Origin of the sequence: Oceaniglobus trochenteri, from assembly GCF_020529025.1 — a bacterium.
Taxonomy (GTDB): Bacteria; Pseudomonadota; Alphaproteobacteria; order Rhodobacterales; family Rhodobacteraceae; genus Oceaniglobus; species Oceaniglobus trochenteri.
In genome coordinates this window covers 785,690-801,011 of record NZ_JACNMM010000002.1, presented here as the reverse complement: position 1 = coordinate 801,011, position 15,322 = coordinate 785,690, and the positions used below count along the sequence as shown (strand labels likewise).

27 protein-coding genes are annotated in these 15,322 nt (G+C 62.3%); 26 read left to right on the top strand and 1 reads right to left on the bottom strand.

Annotated elements, in window-relative coordinates:
- The first annotated feature begins 4 nt into the window (after positions 1-4).
- The 12 genes from tuf to H7828_RS04160 all read left to right on the top strand — a co-directional run bounded on the left by tuf (position 5) and on the right by H7828_RS04160 (position 7,181).
- Positions 5-1,180: an elongation factor Tu gene (tuf, locus tag H7828_RS04215; RefSeq protein ID WP_226779760.1), complete on the top strand. Its 1,176-nt coding sequence runs from the start codon at positions 5-7 to the stop codon at positions 1,178-1,180.
- Between the two features lie 152 nt (positions 1,181-1,332).
- Positions 1,333-1,644, top strand: coding sequence for a 30S ribosomal protein S10 (gene rpsJ / locus H7828_RS04210; protein WP_148472188.1), 312 nt, complete (start codon positions 1,333-1,335; stop codon positions 1,642-1,644).
- Between the two features lie 15 nt (positions 1,645-1,659).
- Positions 1,660-2,532 (top strand): 50S ribosomal protein L3, encoded by an 873-nt coding sequence (gene rplC, locus H7828_RS04205; RefSeq protein WP_226779733.1) that lies wholly within the window; start codon positions 1,660-1,662, stop codon positions 2,530-2,532.
- Positions 2,529-3,149, top strand: coding sequence for a 50S ribosomal protein L4 (rplD, locus tag H7828_RS04200; protein ID WP_226779732.1), 621 nt, complete (start codon positions 2,529-2,531; stop codon positions 3,147-3,149). Before rplC ends, rplD begins: the two co-directional genes overlap by 4 nt.
- A complete protein-coding gene (locus H7828_RS04195) occupies positions 3,146-3,442 on the top strand; it encodes a 50S ribosomal protein L23 (RefSeq protein WP_226779731.1) in 297 nt (98 codons plus the stop codon). Before rplD ends, H7828_RS04195 begins: the two co-directional genes overlap by 4 nt.
- Positions 3,443-3,594: 152 nt before the next feature.
- The gene (gene rplB / locus H7828_RS04190) at positions 3,595-4,437 is read left to right on the top strand and encodes a 50S ribosomal protein L2 (RefSeq protein ID WP_226779730.1); all 843 of its coding nucleotides are present in this window, start codon (positions 3,595-3,597) and stop codon (positions 4,435-4,437) included.
- Between the two features lie 3 nt (positions 4,438-4,440).
- A complete protein-coding gene (rpsS, locus tag H7828_RS04185; protein WP_226779729.1) occupies positions 4,441-4,719 on the top strand; it encodes a 30S ribosomal protein S19 in 279 nt (92 codons plus the stop codon).
- Positions 4,716-5,096, top strand: coding sequence for a 50S ribosomal protein L22 (rplV, locus tag H7828_RS04180; protein ID WP_226779728.1), 381 nt, complete (start codon positions 4,716-4,718; stop codon positions 5,094-5,096). Before rpsS ends, rplV begins: the two co-directional genes overlap by 4 nt.
- Positions 5,096-5,803, top strand: coding sequence for a 30S ribosomal protein S3 (gene rpsC, locus H7828_RS04175; RefSeq protein ID WP_226779727.1), 708 nt, complete (start codon positions 5,096-5,098; stop codon positions 5,801-5,803). Before rplV ends, rpsC begins: the two co-directional genes overlap by 1 nt.
- 12 nt (positions 5,804-5,815) lie before the next feature.
- Positions 5,816-6,229, top strand: a complete 414-nt coding sequence (gene rplP / locus H7828_RS04170) for a 50S ribosomal protein L16 (RefSeq protein ID WP_226779726.1) — start codon at positions 5,816-5,818, stop codon at positions 6,227-6,229.
- Positions 6,230-6,302: 73 nt separating this feature from the next.
- The gene (locus tag H7828_RS04165; RefSeq protein ID WP_226779725.1) at positions 6,303-6,536 is read left to right on the top strand and encodes a DUF6552 family protein; all 234 of its coding nucleotides are present in this window, start codon (positions 6,303-6,305) and stop codon (positions 6,534-6,536) included.
- Positions 6,537-6,560: 24 nt separating this feature from the next.
- On the top strand, positions 6,561-7,181 hold the full coding sequence (locus tag H7828_RS04160) for a 2OG-Fe(II) oxygenase family protein (RefSeq protein ID WP_226779724.1): 621 nt from the start codon (positions 6,561-6,563) through the stop codon (positions 7,179-7,181).
- 5 nt (positions 7,182-7,186) lie between these two features.
- On the opposite strand, the gene H7828_RS04155 is transcribed toward H7828_RS04160, so the two are convergent.
- Positions 7,187-7,921 (bottom strand): lysozyme family protein, encoded by a 735-nt coding sequence (locus H7828_RS04155; RefSeq protein ID WP_226779723.1) that lies wholly within the window; start codon positions 7,919-7,921, stop codon positions 7,187-7,189.
- A 215-nt stretch (positions 7,922-8,136) separates the two neighbouring features.
- Between H7828_RS04155 and rpmC the strand changes: the two genes are divergently transcribed.
- The 14 genes from rpmC (at position 8,137) to H7828_RS04085 (ending at position 15,319) form a co-directional block, all read left to right on the top strand.
- Positions 8,137-8,343 (top strand): 50S ribosomal protein L29, encoded by a 207-nt coding sequence (rpmC, locus tag H7828_RS04150; protein WP_226779722.1) that lies wholly within the window; start codon positions 8,137-8,139, stop codon positions 8,341-8,343.
- A gap of 3 nt (positions 8,344-8,346) precedes the next feature.
- On the top strand, positions 8,347-8,577 hold the full coding sequence (rpsQ, locus tag H7828_RS04145; RefSeq protein WP_226779721.1) for a 30S ribosomal protein S17: 231 nt from the start codon (positions 8,347-8,349) through the stop codon (positions 8,575-8,577).
- Between the two features lie 72 nt (positions 8,578-8,649).
- Positions 8,650-9,018, top strand: coding sequence for a 50S ribosomal protein L14 (gene rplN / locus H7828_RS04140; protein ID WP_226779720.1), 369 nt, complete (start codon positions 8,650-8,652; stop codon positions 9,016-9,018).
- Between the two features lie 2 nt (positions 9,019-9,020).
- On the top strand, positions 9,021-9,326 hold the full coding sequence (gene rplX / locus H7828_RS04135; protein ID WP_226779719.1) for a 50S ribosomal protein L24: 306 nt from the start codon (positions 9,021-9,023) through the stop codon (positions 9,324-9,326).
- On the top strand, positions 9,326-9,889 hold the full coding sequence (gene rplE / locus H7828_RS04130) for a 50S ribosomal protein L5 (RefSeq protein WP_226779718.1): 564 nt from the start codon (positions 9,326-9,328) through the stop codon (positions 9,887-9,889). The genes rplX and rplE overlap by 1 nt, the downstream gene beginning before the upstream one ends.
- A gap of 17 nt (positions 9,890-9,906) precedes the next feature.
- Positions 9,907-10,212 carry a 30S ribosomal protein S14 gene (rpsN, locus tag H7828_RS04125; protein WP_226779717.1) on the top strand — a complete coding sequence of 102 codons (306 nt, stop codon included), beginning with the start codon at positions 9,907-9,909 and terminating at the stop codon, positions 10,210-10,212.
- A gap of 12 nt (positions 10,213-10,224) precedes the next feature.
- A complete protein-coding gene (gene rpsH, locus H7828_RS04120; RefSeq protein WP_226779716.1) occupies positions 10,225-10,617 on the top strand; it encodes a 30S ribosomal protein S8 in 393 nt (130 codons plus the stop codon).
- Between the two features lie 11 nt (positions 10,618-10,628).
- Positions 10,629-11,162 (top strand): 50S ribosomal protein L6, encoded by a 534-nt coding sequence (rplF, locus tag H7828_RS04115; protein WP_226779715.1) that lies wholly within the window; start codon positions 10,629-10,631, stop codon positions 11,160-11,162.
- An 11-nt stretch (positions 11,163-11,173) separates the two neighbouring features.
- Positions 11,174-11,533 carry a 50S ribosomal protein L18 gene (gene rplR, locus H7828_RS04110; RefSeq protein WP_226779714.1) on the top strand — a complete coding sequence of 120 codons (360 nt, stop codon included), beginning with the start codon at positions 11,174-11,176 and terminating at the stop codon, positions 11,531-11,533.
- 129 nt (positions 11,534-11,662) lie between these two features.
- A complete protein-coding gene (rpsE, locus tag H7828_RS04105) occupies positions 11,663-12,253 on the top strand; it encodes a 30S ribosomal protein S5 (protein ID WP_226779713.1) in 591 nt (196 codons plus the stop codon).
- Between the two features lie 12 nt (positions 12,254-12,265).
- On the top strand, positions 12,266-12,454 hold the full coding sequence (gene rpmD, locus H7828_RS04100; protein ID WP_226779712.1) for a 50S ribosomal protein L30: 189 nt from the start codon (positions 12,266-12,268) through the stop codon (positions 12,452-12,454).
- Between the two features lie 301 nt (positions 12,455-12,755).
- Entirely contained in the window at positions 12,756-13,217 is a 462-nt protein-coding gene (rplO, locus tag H7828_RS04095; protein WP_226779711.1) for a 50S ribosomal protein L15, read from the top strand.
- Between the two features lie 108 nt (positions 13,218-13,325).
- Positions 13,326-14,681: a preprotein translocase subunit SecY gene (secY, locus tag H7828_RS04090; RefSeq protein WP_226779710.1), complete on the top strand. Its 1,356-nt coding sequence runs from the start codon at positions 13,326-13,328 to the stop codon at positions 14,679-14,681.
- Positions 14,678-15,319 carry an adenylate kinase gene (locus H7828_RS04085; RefSeq protein ID WP_226779709.1) on the top strand — a complete coding sequence of 214 codons (642 nt, stop codon included), beginning with the start codon at positions 14,678-14,680 and terminating at the stop codon, positions 15,317-15,319. The genes secY and H7828_RS04085 overlap by 4 nt, the downstream gene beginning before the upstream one ends.
- Positions 15,320-15,322: the final 3 nt, after the last annotated feature.

Genomic DNA, 15,322 nt, shown 5'->3' with positions numbered 1-15,322 from the left:
CACCATGGCAAAGGCAAAGTTTGAACGTAACAAACCGCACGTGAACATCGGCACGATCGGTCACGTTGACCACGGCAAGACGACGCTGACGGCTGCGATCACGAAGTATTTCGGCGATTTCCAGGCCTATGACCAGATCGACGGCGCGCCCGAAGAGAAGGCCCGCGGCATCACGATCTCGACCGCGCACGTGGAATACGAGACCGAGAACCGTCACTATGCCCACGTCGACTGCCCCGGCCACGCCGACTATGTGAAGAACATGATCACCGGTGCGGCGCAGATGGACGGCGCGATCCTGGTGGTGAACGCCGCCGACGGCCCGATGCCGCAGACCCGCGAGCATATCCTGCTGGGCCGCCAGGTGGGCATCCCCACCATGGTCGTCTACATGAACAAGGTCGACCAGGTGGACGACGAAGAGCTGCTGGAACTGGTCGAGATGGAGATCCGCGAACTGCTGTCCTCCTACGACTACCCGGGCGACGACATCCCCGTCATCCCCGGCTCGGCCCTGGCGGCGATGAACGGCGAGAACCCCGAGATCGGCGAAGAGTCGATCAGGAAGCTGATGGCGGCCGTGGACGAATTCATCCCGACCCCCGAGCGTGCGGTGGACCAGCCCTTCCTGATGCCGGTCGAGGACGTGTTCTCGATTTCCGGTCGTGGTACGGTTGTGACCGGCCGCGTCGAGCGTGGCGTGATCAACGTGGGTGACGAGATCGAGATCGTCGGCATCCGCGACACCAAGAAGACCACCTGCACCGGCGTGGAAATGTTCCGCAAGCTGCTGGACCGCGGAGAGGCCGGCGACAACATCGGCGCGCTGCTGCGCGGTGTGGACCGTGACGGCGTTGAGCGTGGCCAGGTGCTGTGCAAGCCCGGCTCGGTGAAGCCGCACACGAAGTTCGAAGCCGAAGCCTATATCCTGACCAAGGAAGAGGGTGGCCGTCACACGCCGTTCTTCGCCAACTACCGCCCGCAGTTCTACTTCCGCACGACGGACGTGACCGGCACGGTCGTTCTGGCCGAAGGCACCGAGATGGTGATGCCGGGTGACAACGTGTCCTTCGGTGTCGAGCTGATCGCGCCGATCGCCATGGAGCAGGGCCTGCGTTTTGCCATCCGCGAAGGCGGCCGCACCGTCGGCGCCGGCGTCGTGAGCAAGATCACCGAGTAACCGGAGCGCTCATCGCTCCCTCGCGGTCGCTCTTCGCGAAGGGGGACCGAAGGAACCGATGAGCAGGACGGACAGAAGACAAGGTTCGATGTGGGGGCACCAATTCCGGTGCCTCCACCTCTCAATCTCAAAAGCCGCGAAAGGCAATTGCAATGGCCGCTAGCCAAAACATTCGCATTCGGCTCAAGGCGTTCGATTACCGCGTGCTGGATGCCAGCACCCAGGAAATCGTCAACACCGCCAAACGGACGGGCGCCCACGTGCGCGGACCCATCCCGCTGCCGAACAAGATCGAGAAGTTCACCGTTCTGCGTGGCCCCCACGTCGACAAGAAATCCCGCGATCAGTTCGAGATCCGCACCCACAAGCGGCTGCTCGACATCGTCGATCCGACACCCCAGACCGTGGACGCGCTGATGAAGCTCGACCTGGCCGCCGGTGTCGACGTCGAGATCAAGGTATAAGGGAGGGCAGTGGATATGTTGCGCTCTGGCGTTATCGCAAAGAAGGTGGGCATGACCCGCCTTTTCATGGACGACGGGAAGCAGATTCCCGTGACGGTCCTTCAACTGGACAAGCTGCAGGTCGTGGCGCAGCGCACGATTGAACGCGACGGTTACACCGCCGTTCAACTGGGTGCCGGCACGGCTAAGGCCAAGCGGACCAGCAAGGCCATGCGCGGCCACTTCGCCGTCGCCTCGGTCGAGCCGAAGAGGAAGATCGCGGAATTCCGCGTGGCCGAAGAGAACCTGATCGGTGTCGGTGAGGAAATCACCGCCAACCATTACTTCGAGGGTCAGTTCGTCGACGTGGCGGGCACCTCGATCGGGAAGGGTTTCGCCGGTGCCATGAAGCGGCACAACTTCGGCGGTCTGCGGGCCTCGCACGGTGTGTCGATCTCGCACCGTTCGCATGGTTCGACGGGTCAGTGTCAGGACCCCGGCAAGGTGTTCAAGGGCAAGAAGATGGCCGGTCACATGGGTGCTGCCCGTGTCACCACGCAGAACCTGCAGGTCATCCGCACCGATGCCGACCGTGGCCTGATCATGGTCAAGGGTGCGGTTCCCGGCTCCAAGGGTGGCTGGGTCACGATCAAGGATGCGGTTAAGAAGCCGACCCCCGAGAACGTGATCTATCCTGCCGCGCTGAAGTCGGCCGCCGAGGAAGCCGAACGCCTGGCCGCCGAAGCCGCCGCTGCAGCGGAAGCCGAAGCGAAGGCCGCCGAAGAGGCAGCCGCCGCTGAAGCCGCCGCCGCCGAAGAGGCCGCGCTGAAGGAAGCCGAGGCACAGATCGCTGCCGAGAGTGCCGATACGGACAACTCGGACGCTGAGAAGAAGGAAGGCGACGAATGAAACTCGACGTGATCAAACTGGACGGCGGCAAGGCCGGGTCGGTCGATCTTGGCGACGAGATCTTCGGTCTGGAACCGCGGGTGGACATTCTTCACCGTGTGGTCCGCTGGCAGCGCAACAACGCGCAGCAGGGCACCCACAAGGTCAAGACCCGCTCGGAAACCTCCTATTCGACCAAGAAGATCTATCGCCAGAAGGGCACCGGCGGCGCACGCCACGGTGACCGGAACGCGCCGATCTTCCGCAAGGGTGGTATCTACAAGGGTCCGACCCCGCGCAGCCACGGTCATGACCTGACCAAGAAGTTCCGCAAGCTGGGTCTGAAGCATGCGCTCAGCTCGAAGATGGCCACCGGCAACCTGGTGGTGATCGAGGATGCGGCATTGGCCGAGATCAAGACCGGCGCACTGGCCAAGCAGATCAAATCGCTGGGCTGGAAGCGGGCGCTGATCATTGACGGAGCCGAGGTGAACGAGAACTTCGCCCGCGCCGCCGCCAACATCGACGGTCTGGACGTGCTGCCCACCATGGGCGCCAACGTCTATGACATTCTCAAGCGTGACACGCTGGTCATCACCAAGGCCGGGGTCGAGGCGCTGGAAGCGAGGCTGAAATGACCACCAAGGCAGAACTCTACGATGTGATCCGCAAGCCGGTCATCACCGAGAAGGCCACCATGGCGTCGGAATCCGGCGCGGTGGTGTTCGAAGTGGCGATCGATGCGAACAAGCCGCAGATCAAGGAAGCCGTCGAAACCCTGTTCGGAGTCAAGGTGAAGGCGGTCAACACCACCATCACCAAGGGCAAGGTCAAGCGGTTCCGCGGCATGCTGGGCAAGCGCAAGGACGTCAAGAAGGCCTATGTGACCCTGGAAGACGGTAACACGATTGACGTTTCCACCGGTCTCTAATACCTGACCTGACATGACGCAGCCCCGGATTCGTTCCGGGGCTCGTTTCTTTGAATTCGGGGACCTCCGGGGCCCTATACACCGGGGACCTGCGGGGCCCTTTACACGAAAGCCGGGCCATATTGCCCGCAAAGCAAACGGAAGACACAAGCATGGCACTCAAGTCGTATAAGCCGACGACGCCGGGCCAGCGCGGGCTGGTGCTGATCGACCGTTCGGAGCTTTGGAAAGGACGCCCTGTCAAATCCCTTACCGAGGGTTTGAGCAAGCACGGCGGCCGGAACAACACCGGACGGATTACTATGCGTCGCAAGGGCGGTGGGGCCAAGCGCCTGTACCGCATCGTCGATTTCAAGCGCAACAAGCTGGACATCGCCGCGACGGTCATTCGCATCGAATATGACCCCAACCGCACCGCGTTCATCGCGCTGGTGTCCTATGACGACGGCGAGCAGGCCTATATCCTGGCCCCGCAGCGTCTGGGGATCGGGGACAAGGTGATCGCGTCCGCCAAGGCAGACATCAAGCCGGGAAATGCGATGCCCTTCTCGGGCATGCCGATCGGCACGATCGTCCACAACATCGAAATGAAGCAGGGCAAGGGCGGCCAGATCGCTCGTGCTGCCGGGACCTACGCCCAGTTCGTCGGTCGTGACGGCGGCTATGCCCAGATCCGCCTCTCGTCGGGCGAACTGCGCCTGGTGCGTCAGGAATGCATGGCCACCGTCGGTGCCGTGTCCAACCCCGACAACAGCAACCAGAACATCGGCAAGGCCGGTCGCAACCGTCACAAGGGCATCCGCCCCTCGGTGCGTGGTGTCGTGATGAACCCGATCGATCACCCCCACGGTGGTGGTGAAGGCCGTACGTCCGGTGGTCGTCACCCGGTTACCCCCTGGGGCAAGCCGACGAAGGGTGCCAAGACCCGTAACAAGAACAAAGCGTCGCAGCGGCTTATCGTCCGTTCGCGTCACGCCAAGAAGAAGGGGCGCTAATCCATGTCGCGTTCTGTCTGGAAAGGCCCGTTTGTCGACGCTTTCGTCCTCAAGAAGGCCGAAGCGACCCGCGAGAGCGGCCGCAAGGAAGTCATCAAGATTTGGTCGCGTCGTTCGACCATCCTGCCCCAGTTCGTGGGCCTCACCTTTGGTGTGTACAATGGCAAGAAGCATATCCCGGTGAATGTCACCGAGGACATGATCGGCCAGAAGTTCGGTGAGTATTCGCCGACCCGTACCTACTACGGTCACGCCGCCGACAAGAAGGCGAAGCGCAAATGAGCACGGAAAAGAACCCCCGTCGCGTTGCCGACAACGAAGCCCTGGCCAAGGCCAAGATGCTGCGCACTTCGCCGCAGAAGCTTAACCTGGTTGCGGCCATGATCCGTGGCAAGAAGGTGGAAAAGGCCCTGTCCGATCTCACCTTCTCGAAGAAGCGGATCGCGCAGGACGTGAAGAAGTGCCTTCAGTCCGCCATCGCCAACGCCGAGAACAACCATAACCTGGACGTCGACGAGCTGATCGTTGCCGAGGCCTGGGTTGGCAAGAACCTGACCATGAAGCGCGGCAAGCCCCGTGCCCGTGGCCGGTTTGGCAAGATCGTCAAGCCCTTTGCCGAACTCACCATCAAGGTCCGCCAGGTCGAGGAGCAGGCATAATGGGTAACAAAGTAAATCCGATCGGCATGCGCCTGCAGGTGAACCGCACCTGGGACAGCCGCTGGTACGCCGACACCAAGGACTACGGCAACCTTCTGCTTGAAGACGTGCGCATGCGCGAATTCATCAAGAAGGAATGCGCCCAGGCCGGCGTGTCGAAGGTGATCATCGAGCGTCCGCACAAGAAGTGCCGCGTGACGGTTCACACTGCCCGCCCCGGTGTCATCATCGGCAAGAAGGGTGCGGACATCGAGACCCTGCGCAAGAAGCTGGCGGCGATGACCGACAGCGAGCTGCACCTCAACATCGTCGAGGTTCGCAAGCCCGAGCTGGACGCCGCGCTGGTGGCCGAAAGCATCGCGCAGCAGCTTGAGCGTCGTGTTTCGTTCCGTCGTGCCATGAAGCGCGCGGTGCAGAACGCCATGCGCATGGGGTCGCTGGGCATCCGGGTGAACCTGGCCGGTCGTCTTGGCGGTGCCGAGATCGCGCGGACCGAATGGTATCGCGAGGGCCGCGTGCCCCTGCACACCCTGCGGGCCGACATCGACTATGCCAACTACGAAGCCAAGACCGCCTATGGTATCATCGGCATCAAGGTCTGGATCTTCAAAGGCGAAATCATGGAGCATGACCCGTCGGCACACGATCGCCGTCAGTCCGAGCTTCAGGAAGGCCCCGCGCCCCGTGGCGCCGGCGGTCGGCGTTAAGGAGTAACGGATATGCTACAGCCAAAGCGCACCAAGTTCCGCAAGATGCACAAGGGCCGGATCCACGGCGACGCCAAGGGTGGGTCCGACCTGTCCTTCGGCACCTATGGCCTCAAGGCGGTCGAGCCCGAGCGGATCACCGCCCGCCAGATCGAAGCCGCACGTCGTGCCATGACGCGCCACATGAAGCGTCAGGGCCGCGTCTGGATCCGGATCTTCCCGGACCTGCCCGTCACCTCCAAGCCCGTCGAAGTACGGATGGGTAAAGGTAAGGGTTCGGTCGATTTCTGGGCCGCCAAGGTCAAGCCGGGCCGCGTGATGTTCGAGATCGACGGTGTTACCGATGCCGTCGCGCGTGAGGCCCTGCGCCTTGCCGCGATGAAGCTGCCGATCAAGACCCGCACGGTCGTTCGCGAAGACTGGTAATCCCGTCGACCGATTGTACGAAAGTTCAAGTCCCCGCCCCAGTGGCGGGGACTTTTCAGTTTGGAGACCCGTGATGAAGACCGTTGATATCGTGAAATGGGTGGCAACCGCGATCCAGTTGATGGGCTATGCCCTGACCGGCCTGAACATCGTGCCGCTGAACGTGTTCTTCTTCTTTGCAGGGATCGTGCTTTGGTTCGCCGTGGGTTTCATGTGGAAGGACAGGGCGATAATGGTAGTGCATCTGGGTGCCTTCGCGGCGCTTCTGATCGGCTATCTGAACGCGCCCGTCGTGATCGAGGGCTGATCCTTTGGAAACGGGAACTACGGCATGAGCACAACGTCATCTCTTTTCGTCACCCGCCTGTATCAGGCTGCCTTGTCGGAGATGGGCAAGCCCCTGGACATGGTCGAGCTTGAAGCCTCGTGCCTGTCGATTGCCGAGGATGACGAGGCCGGGCAGACATGGTGCGAGGCGAACGATTATGCCGGCTACACCAGCTATGCGTCACTGACCGATCTTCCCTGGCGGTTCTCGATCTTCAAGGACCTGGTCAAGGTGCTGGACAAGCATGTGGCGGCCTTCGCCAAGGATGTGGCCTTCGATCTGGGCGACAAGAAGCTGAAGCTGGACAGTCTCTGGATCAACATCCTGCCGGAGGGTGGGATTCACACCGCCCATATCCACCCCCATTCGGTGATCAGCGGAACGACCTATGTGGCGATGCCCGAAGGCACCAGCGCGATCAAGTTCGAAGACCCCCGGCTGGCGATGATGATGGCGGCCCCCGGTCGGCGCAAGGATGCGCCCCGCAAGCTGCAACAGTTCCACTATGTGGCTCCGCAGGTGGGGGATGTCCTCCTTTGGGAAAGCTGGCTGCGCCACGAGGTGCCGATGAACATGGCCGAGGATGACCGCATCAGCGTCAGCTTCAACTACGCCTGGGGGTAACACCGTCAGCCGGGGAAGATGCGCGCCATCTCGGCGCTGTATTGCGCCCAGGTAATCGACGCGCGGTTTCCGGCATACCCGTCATAGTGCGACTTGCCGCTGGCCGTGGGCAGGCCCGCCCATATCTTGGCCAGGTTCGCCATAAAGGCTTCGCGTGGCAGGGTGCCCGCCTGAACCCCGCCAAGGCCCGCCTCGGCCAGCAGGACATCGGCCAACCTGTCCTGAACCCCCGGCGAGAACCGATGCGCCTCACCCAGGCCGGCGATGCGCACGACCCGTTTGAGGGTGGGGGGGATGAACTGATAGCGGCCGATGGCGTGGGGCTGGCCCGGTGTTTCGTCGATCCAGCGATAAATCTCCGCGATGGTCATGGCCGTGGGCGGCTTGGCGGGCTTGATCCGTGCCCCATGCTGAACCGCGTCATAGCCGTGGCGGCGCGATTCGGCATGGCCGATCAACTGGCGCAGCCGTTGCAACGCCGTTCCGCCCTGTACGGCGGCAATTGCCGGAAGGGGGGGCAGGGCGCCTTTCATCTGGCGCGGTGCCACAGGGGCGAACAGGCTTTGCCCCGTCTGGCCGATGAACAGGCTGGCCCCGTTGCGCGGCCGCGAATCGCCATCGGCCCGGATCTGGACCAGCGCGCCGCGATTGCGAAACAAGGGCGCATCGGCCATCAGGGTCACGGCTTCGGCCTGGAGGACGGCGGGCAGGACGAGCAAGAGCAGCAGGAGGCGCAGCATGCCTTCTCCTTCAACGGCGGTAGGTTAGGTGCAGACTGGCGCAAAGTGGTTTCCAAACCGTTGCCACCGGGCCAAACCCTGCGGAATCGCCCCGGATCGGTCATCGGGGCTTGCGCTTGGGGGAAAGGGCGTGTAGGCGGGCGGCTCATCAAGATCTCCACCGGAATCAGGGTGACCGTCAGCGGGCCCTCCAGTGATGTTGAAAGGATATGGCGATGAACGCCGCAGAACTGCGCGACAAGACTCCGGACGAGCTGAAGGATCAGCTGGCCCAACTCAAGAAGGAGGCCTTCAACCTCCGTTTCCAGCAGGCCACCAGCCAGCTGGAAAACACCGCCCGCGTGCGCATCGTCCGTCGTGACATTGCCCGCGTGAACACCATTCTGAACGAAAAGGCGGCCTCGGCCGCTGCGGAGGCCTGATAGATGCCCAAACGTATCCTCACCGGCACCGTCACGTCCGATGCCAACGCCCAAACCGTCACCGTGTCGGTCGAGCGTCGCTTCACGCACCCCGTTCTGAAAAAGACGATCCGCAAGTCGAAGAAGTATCGCGCGCATGACGCCGAGAATACCTTCAAGACCGGCGATCAGGTTCGCATTCAGGAATGCGCACCCAAGAGCAAGAGCAAGCGCTGGGAAGTCATCGTCGCCTGACGATGACCCCCGGTCAGATCGAAACCATGGGGAGAAGGCCAGAGTAGCCCCCCAAAGGTCAGGAGAAACCACATGATCCAGATGCAGACCAATCTGGATGTTGCTGACAACAGCGGCGCCCGCCGTGTTCAGTGCATCAAGGTCCTGGGTGGTTCCAAGCGTAAGTACGCCTCCGTCGGCGACATCATTGTCGTCTCGGTGAAGGAAGCCATCCCGCGCGGCCGCGTGAAGAAAGGCGACGTGCGCAAAGCCGTTGTCGTGCGCACCGCCAAAGAGGTTCGTCGTGAAGACGGCACCGCGATCCGCTTTGATCGCAACGCCGCCGTGATCCTCAACAACAACAACGAACCCGTTGGCACCCGTATCTTCGGCCCGGTCGTGCGCGAACTGCGCGCCAAGGCCTTCATGAAGATCATCAGCCTCGCCCCGGAGGTGCTGTAACCATGGCAGCGAAACTGAGAAAAGGCGACAATGTCGTCGTGTTGTCCGGCAAGGACAAGGGCAAGCAGGGTGAAATCACCCAGGTGATGCCCGCGCGCGGCAAGGCCGTGGTCGAAGGCGTCAACATCGCCATCCGCCACACCAAGCAGAGCCAGAACGCCCAGGGCGGCCGTGTGCCCCAGGCAATGCCCATCGACCTGAGCAACCTGGCGATCGTCGATGCCAACGGCAAGGCAACCCGCGTCGGCTTCCGCGAGGAAGACGGCAAGAAGGTGCGCTTTGCCAAGACCACGGGAGACGTGATCTGATGCTGGACAGTGCAAACTACACCCCGCGCCTTCAGACGCTCTATGCGGACACGATCCGCGCCGCGATGAAGGAAGAGTTCGGCTACAAGAACGACATGCAGATCCCGCGTCTGGACAAGATCGTCCTGAACATCGGCTGCGGTGCCGAGGCCGTGCGCGACACCAAGAAGGCGAAATCGGCCCAGGAAGACCTGACCGCCATCGCCGGCCAGAAGGCTGTCACCACCGTTGCCAAGAAATCCATCGCGGGTTTCCGGGTTCGTGAAGACATGCCCCTGGGTGCCAAGGTCACGCTGCGTGCCGACCGGATGTATGAATTCCTCGATCGTCTGATCACCGTGGCGATGCCCCGCATCCGCGACTTCCGCGGCGTTTCGGGCAAGAGCTTCGACGGCCGCGGCAACTATGCCACCGGCCTGAAAGAGCACATCGTGTTCCCCGAGATCAACTTCGACAAGGTCGACGAGGTCTGGGGCATGGACATCATCATCTGCACCACCGCGACGACCGATGCAGAAGCCAAGGCGCTGTTGAAGCATTTCAACATGCCGTTCAACAGCTGAGCCTGGGAGAGAACATCATGGCAAAGAAAGCAATGATCGAACGCGAGAAGAAGCGCCAGAAGCTGGTGGAGCAGTATGCTTCCAAGCGGGCGGCGCTGAAGGAAATCGCGAACGATGAAAGCAAGCCGATGGAAGAGCGCTTCAAGGCGCGCCTCAAGCTTGCCAAACTGCCGCGCAACAGCTCGGCCGTGCGTCTTCACAACCGGTGCCAGCTGACCGGCCGTCCCCACGCTTACTACCGTAAGCTGAAGGTCAGCCGTATCATGCTGCGGGAACTTGGCTCGATGGGCCAGATCCCCGGTCTCGTGAAATCAAGCTGGTAAGGAGGGCAAGGCATGAACGATCCTATTGGCGATATGCTGACCCGTATCCGCAACAGCCAGATGCGCGGCAAGTCCACGGTCATCACCCCGGCCTCCAAGCTGCGGGCATGGGTGCTGGATGTGCTGGCGGACGAAGGCTATATCCGCGGCTACGAAAAGACCACCGGCAAGGACGGCCACCCGGCCCTTGAAATCAGCCTGAAGTACTATGAAGGCACCCCGGTGATCCGTGAAATCAAGCGCGTCTCGACCCCCGGTCGCCGCGTTTACATGGGAGCCAAGGATCTGCCGAGCGTTCGGCAGGGGCTTGGTGTCTCGATTGTCTCCACGCCCAACGGTGTGATGTCGGATGCAAATGCACGCAGCGCCAATGTTGGCGGCGAAGTGCTCTGCACCGTATTCTGAGGAGCGCGCAGATGTCTCGTATTGGTAAACGACCTGTTCAGATCCCTAGCGGCGTCACGGCGACCGTTTCGGGCCAGACGATCGAGCTGAAGGGCCCCAAGGGAACCCGCAGCTTCCGTGCGACGGATGACGTCGACATGATTGTCGAAGACAGCGCCATCACCGTCAAGCCGCGCGGCACCTCGAAGCGGGCGCGCCAGCAGTGGGGTATGACCCGCTCGATGCTGGCGAACCTGGCCACGGGCGTCTCCACCGGGTTCAAGCGCGAGCTTGAGATCCAGGGTGTGGGTTATCGCGCCGCCCTTCAGGGCAAGGTTCTGAAGCTGAACCTCGGCTATTCCCACGACGTGGATTTCCAGGTTCCCGAGGGTGTGACCGTCACTGTTCCCAAGCCGACCGAAATCGTGCTGGAAGGCATCGACGAACAGTTGCTTGGCCAGGTGGCCGCAAACATCCGCGAATGGCGCAAGCCCGAGCCGTACAAGGGCAAGGGCATTCGCTATAAGGGCGAATTCGTCTTCCGCAAGGAAGGCAAGAAGAAGTAAGGACGCGAAAAATGGCAAACAGCAAAAGAACCCTGTTTCTGAAGCGCCGCCTGCGCGTTCGGAACAAGCTGCGCAAGATGAACGCCGGGCGTGCGCGCCTGTCGGTGCATCGCAGCAACAAGAACATCAGCGTGCAGCTGATCGACGATGTGAACGGCGTGACGCTCGCTTCGGCCTCCTCGCTCGAGAAGGACCTGGGCTTTGTCGGCAAGAACAACGTCGAGGCCGCGGCCAAGATCGGCACCACCATTGCCGAGCGTGCGAAAGCCGCCGGTGTGGAGCAGTGCTACTTCGATCGTGGCGGCTTCCTGTTCCACGGCAAGGTCAAGGCCCTTGCCGATGCAGCCCGCGAAGGCGGCTTGAAGTTCTAAGATCCGCGGCCCCGGCGAAATCCGGGGCCGCTTCGCTTGCAGGCGGTGCGCCGCCTCGATGATCCGGGAGCGTTCTGCTCACCTGGATTGTGACAAACGCCCCTCATGGGCACATCCAAGGAGCCTTTCATGGCAAGAGATGACAATCGCGGGGGCGGTCGCCGCAACCAGCGTGACGAAACTCCCGAATTCGCAGACCGCCTGGTCGCCATCAACCGTGTGTCCAAGACCGTCAAGGGCGGCAAGCGCTTCGGCTTTGCCGCGCTCGTCGTCGTGGGCGATCAGCGGGGCCGTGTCGGTTTCGGCAAGGGCAAGGCCAAGGAAGTTCCCGAGGCGATTCGCAAGGCCACCGAGCAGGCCAAGCGTCAGATGATCCGCGTGCCGCTGCGCGACGGCCGCACCCTGCACCATGACACCCACGGGCGTCACGGGGCCGGCAAGGTCTTCATGCGGACCGCACCGCAGGGTACCGGGATCATCGCCGGTGGTCCGATGCGCGCCGTGTTCGAGATGCTGGGCGTGCAGGACGTTGTCGCCAAGTCGCTGGGTTCGCAGAACCCCTACAACATGATCCGTGCCACCATGAACGGCCTGGTCAACGAAGCCAGCCCCCGTTCGGTCGCGCAGCGTCGCGGCAAGAAGGTGGCCGACATCCTGCCCAAGCACGACAACCCCACCTCGGCCATCGCGACGGCCGACGCTGAAACCACCGACGCGTAAAGGAGCCCTGTCATGGCAAAAACCATCGTCGTCAAGCAGATCGGCTCTCCGATCCGTCGCCCCGCCGTCCAGCGTGCCACGCTGGTGGGCCTGGGCCTGAACAAGATGCACCGCACCCGCGAACTGGAAGACACCCCTTCCGTGCGCGGCATGGTCAACTCGATCCCCCACCTGGTGGAGATCGTGGAAGAGCGCGGCTGAACCTTTTCGAGAGTTCAGAAAATTTGCCCCGGTCAGAAATGGCCGGGGCTTTTCTTTTCCTGATCTGAAGGGTCCGCCCAATCGTCTGGTGCCCGAATTCGTTTCGGGCAGGCGGCCGAAGTGCGACAAAGATTCTCCTCGCCATGCCGCAGCCAGGGCAATTGCGCCAACAATCCCTTGAGTCCGGCTTCTGTCCGGTTTAATGACCCCCGGTGGCCATCCGCGCCACCGATTCACATCACGCCGTGGCCGTGCCGCTCCCGTCGCTGGGGGCATGCGTCCGGCATAAGGAGCAAGCGACATGAAACTGCATGAACTTCACGACAATCCGGGCGCAACCAAGAAGCGTATGCGCGTTGGCCGTGGCCCCGGCTCGGGCAAGGGCAAGATGGGTGGCCGTGGTATCAAGGGCCAGAAGTCGCGTTCGGGCGTGGCGATCAAGGGCTACGAAGGCGGCCAGATGCCGCTTTATCAGCGTCTGCCCAAGCGTGGCTTCAACAAGCCGAACCGCAAGCAGTATGCCGTCATCAACCTGGGCCTGATCCAGAAGTTCGTCGACGCCGGCAAGCTGGGCAGCGAGATCACCGAGAACGAGCTGATCGATTGTGGCGTCGTGCGCCGCAAGCTGGACGGCATCCGCGTTCTGGCCAAGGGTGAGATCACCTCGGCTGTCAAGCTGACCGTGACCGGCGCGTCGAAATCGGCGATCGAAGCGGTTGAAAAGGCGGGCGGCACGCTCACCGTGGCGACAGCGGCCGAATAAGAGGTTGTGAGCGGCCCTCGCGCCGCTTACATCTTTCCCAGTATTTTCCTAGCGCCGCGTGATCCGGGAAATCGGTTCCACGCGGCGTTTGCATGAAAGAGACCCGTAATGGCATCAGCAGCAGAGCAGATGGCCGCGAACATGAGTTGGGGCGCCTTCGGCAAGGCGACCGAACTGCGCGCCCGCATCCTGTTTACCCTTGGCCTTCTCATCGTCTATCGCCTCGGCACCTACATCCCGGTTCCCGGGATCGACGGCGCCGAGTTGCGCCAGTTCATGGACCAGGCGGCCACGGGGCTTGGCGGTATTCTCAACATGTTCACCGGCGGCGCGATTTCCCGGATGGGGATCTTCGCGTTGGGAATCATGCCCTATATCTCTGCCTCGATCATCGTTCAGCTGATGACGGCCATGGTCCCGCAGCTGGAACAGCTGAAGAAAGAGGGCGAGCAGGGCCGCAAGAAGATCAACCAGTACACCCGCTATGGCACCGTGTTCCTGGCCACCTTCCAGGCTTTCGGGCTGGCGAAAAGCCTTGAAGCCGGCGGGCTTGTGACCGATCCGGGGCTCTATTTTCAGGCGTCCTGCGTGATCACCCTTGTGGGTGGCACCATGTTCCTGATGTGGCTGGGTGAGCAGATCACCAACCGCGGCATCGGCAACGGCATCTCGCTGATCATCTTTGTCGGCATCATTGCCGAGGTTCCGGCGGCGCTGGCACAGTTCTTCGCCTCGGGCCGTTCGGGCGCGATCAGCCCCGTTGTCATCATCGGCGTGATCCTGATGATCGTGGCGGTCATCGCCTTCGTGGTCTTCATGGAGCGGGCGCTGCGCAAGATCCACATCCAGTATCCGCGCCGCCAGGTTGGCATGAAGGTTTATGACGGCGGTTCGTCGCACCTGCCGATCAAGGTGAACCCCGCGGGCGTCATCCCGGCGATCTTCGCCAGTTCGCTGCTGTTGCTGCCCACCACGCTGGCCACCTTCAGCGGCTCGCAGACCGGCCCGGTCATGTCGACCATCCTGGCCTACTTCGGCCCCGGTCAGCCGCTGTACTTTGCCTTTTTCACCGGCATGATCGTGTTCTTCACCTATTTCTACACCGCCAACGTCGCCTTCAAATCCGAGGACGTGGCCGAGAACCTGCAAAACCAGAACGGCTTCATCCCCGGCATCCGCCCCGGCAAGAAGACCGAGGAATACCTCGATTACGTCGTGGCGCGGCTTCTGGTGCTGGGCGCCGGCTATCTTGCCGCCGTCTGCCTGCTGCCCGAGATCCTGCGTTCGCAGCTGGCGATCCCGTTCTATTTCGGCGGCACGTCGGTTCTGATCGTTGTCAGCGTGACGATGGACACGATTCAGCAGGTGCAATCCCATATGCTGGCCCACCAGTACGAGGGCCTGATCGAAAAATCGCAGCTGCGCGGCAAGCGGCGCGGCAAGAAAGGGACGGCTAGACGATGAACATCATTCTTCTCGGGCCGCCGGGTGCCGGCAAGGGGACCCAGGCCCGCCGTCTGGTCGATGAACGCGACATGACACAGCTTTCCACCGGCGACATGCTGCGCGAGGCGCGCACAAGCGGCACCGAGATGGGCCGCGTCGTGGCCGAGGTGATGGACCGGGGTGATCTGGTGACCGACGAGATCGTGATCGGCCTGATCGAAGAGAAGCTGAACGGCGACCATGGCGGCGGCTTCATCTTCGACGGCTTCCCGCGTACCCTGACCCAGGCCGACGCGCTGGGTGAGCTTCTCAAGCGCCATGGCACGACGCTGGACGCGGTGATCGAGATGAAGGTGGACGATGCCGCCTTGGTCGAGAGGATCACGGCCCGTTCGACCTGCGGGGAATGCGGCGAAGTCTACAATGACATCACCAAGCCCCAGCCCGCCGACGGCAAATGCGCCAATTGCGGGGCGTCGAACTTCAAGCGCCGCGCCGACGACAACGCCGATTCGCTGAAACAGCGGCTGATGGAATACTACAAGAAGACATCGCCGCTGATCGGTTACTACTATGCCAAGGGCGATCTGAAGACCGTCGATGGCCTTGGCGAGATCGAGGATGTCGCAGCGGAAATCGGCAAGGCACTGGGTTGACGG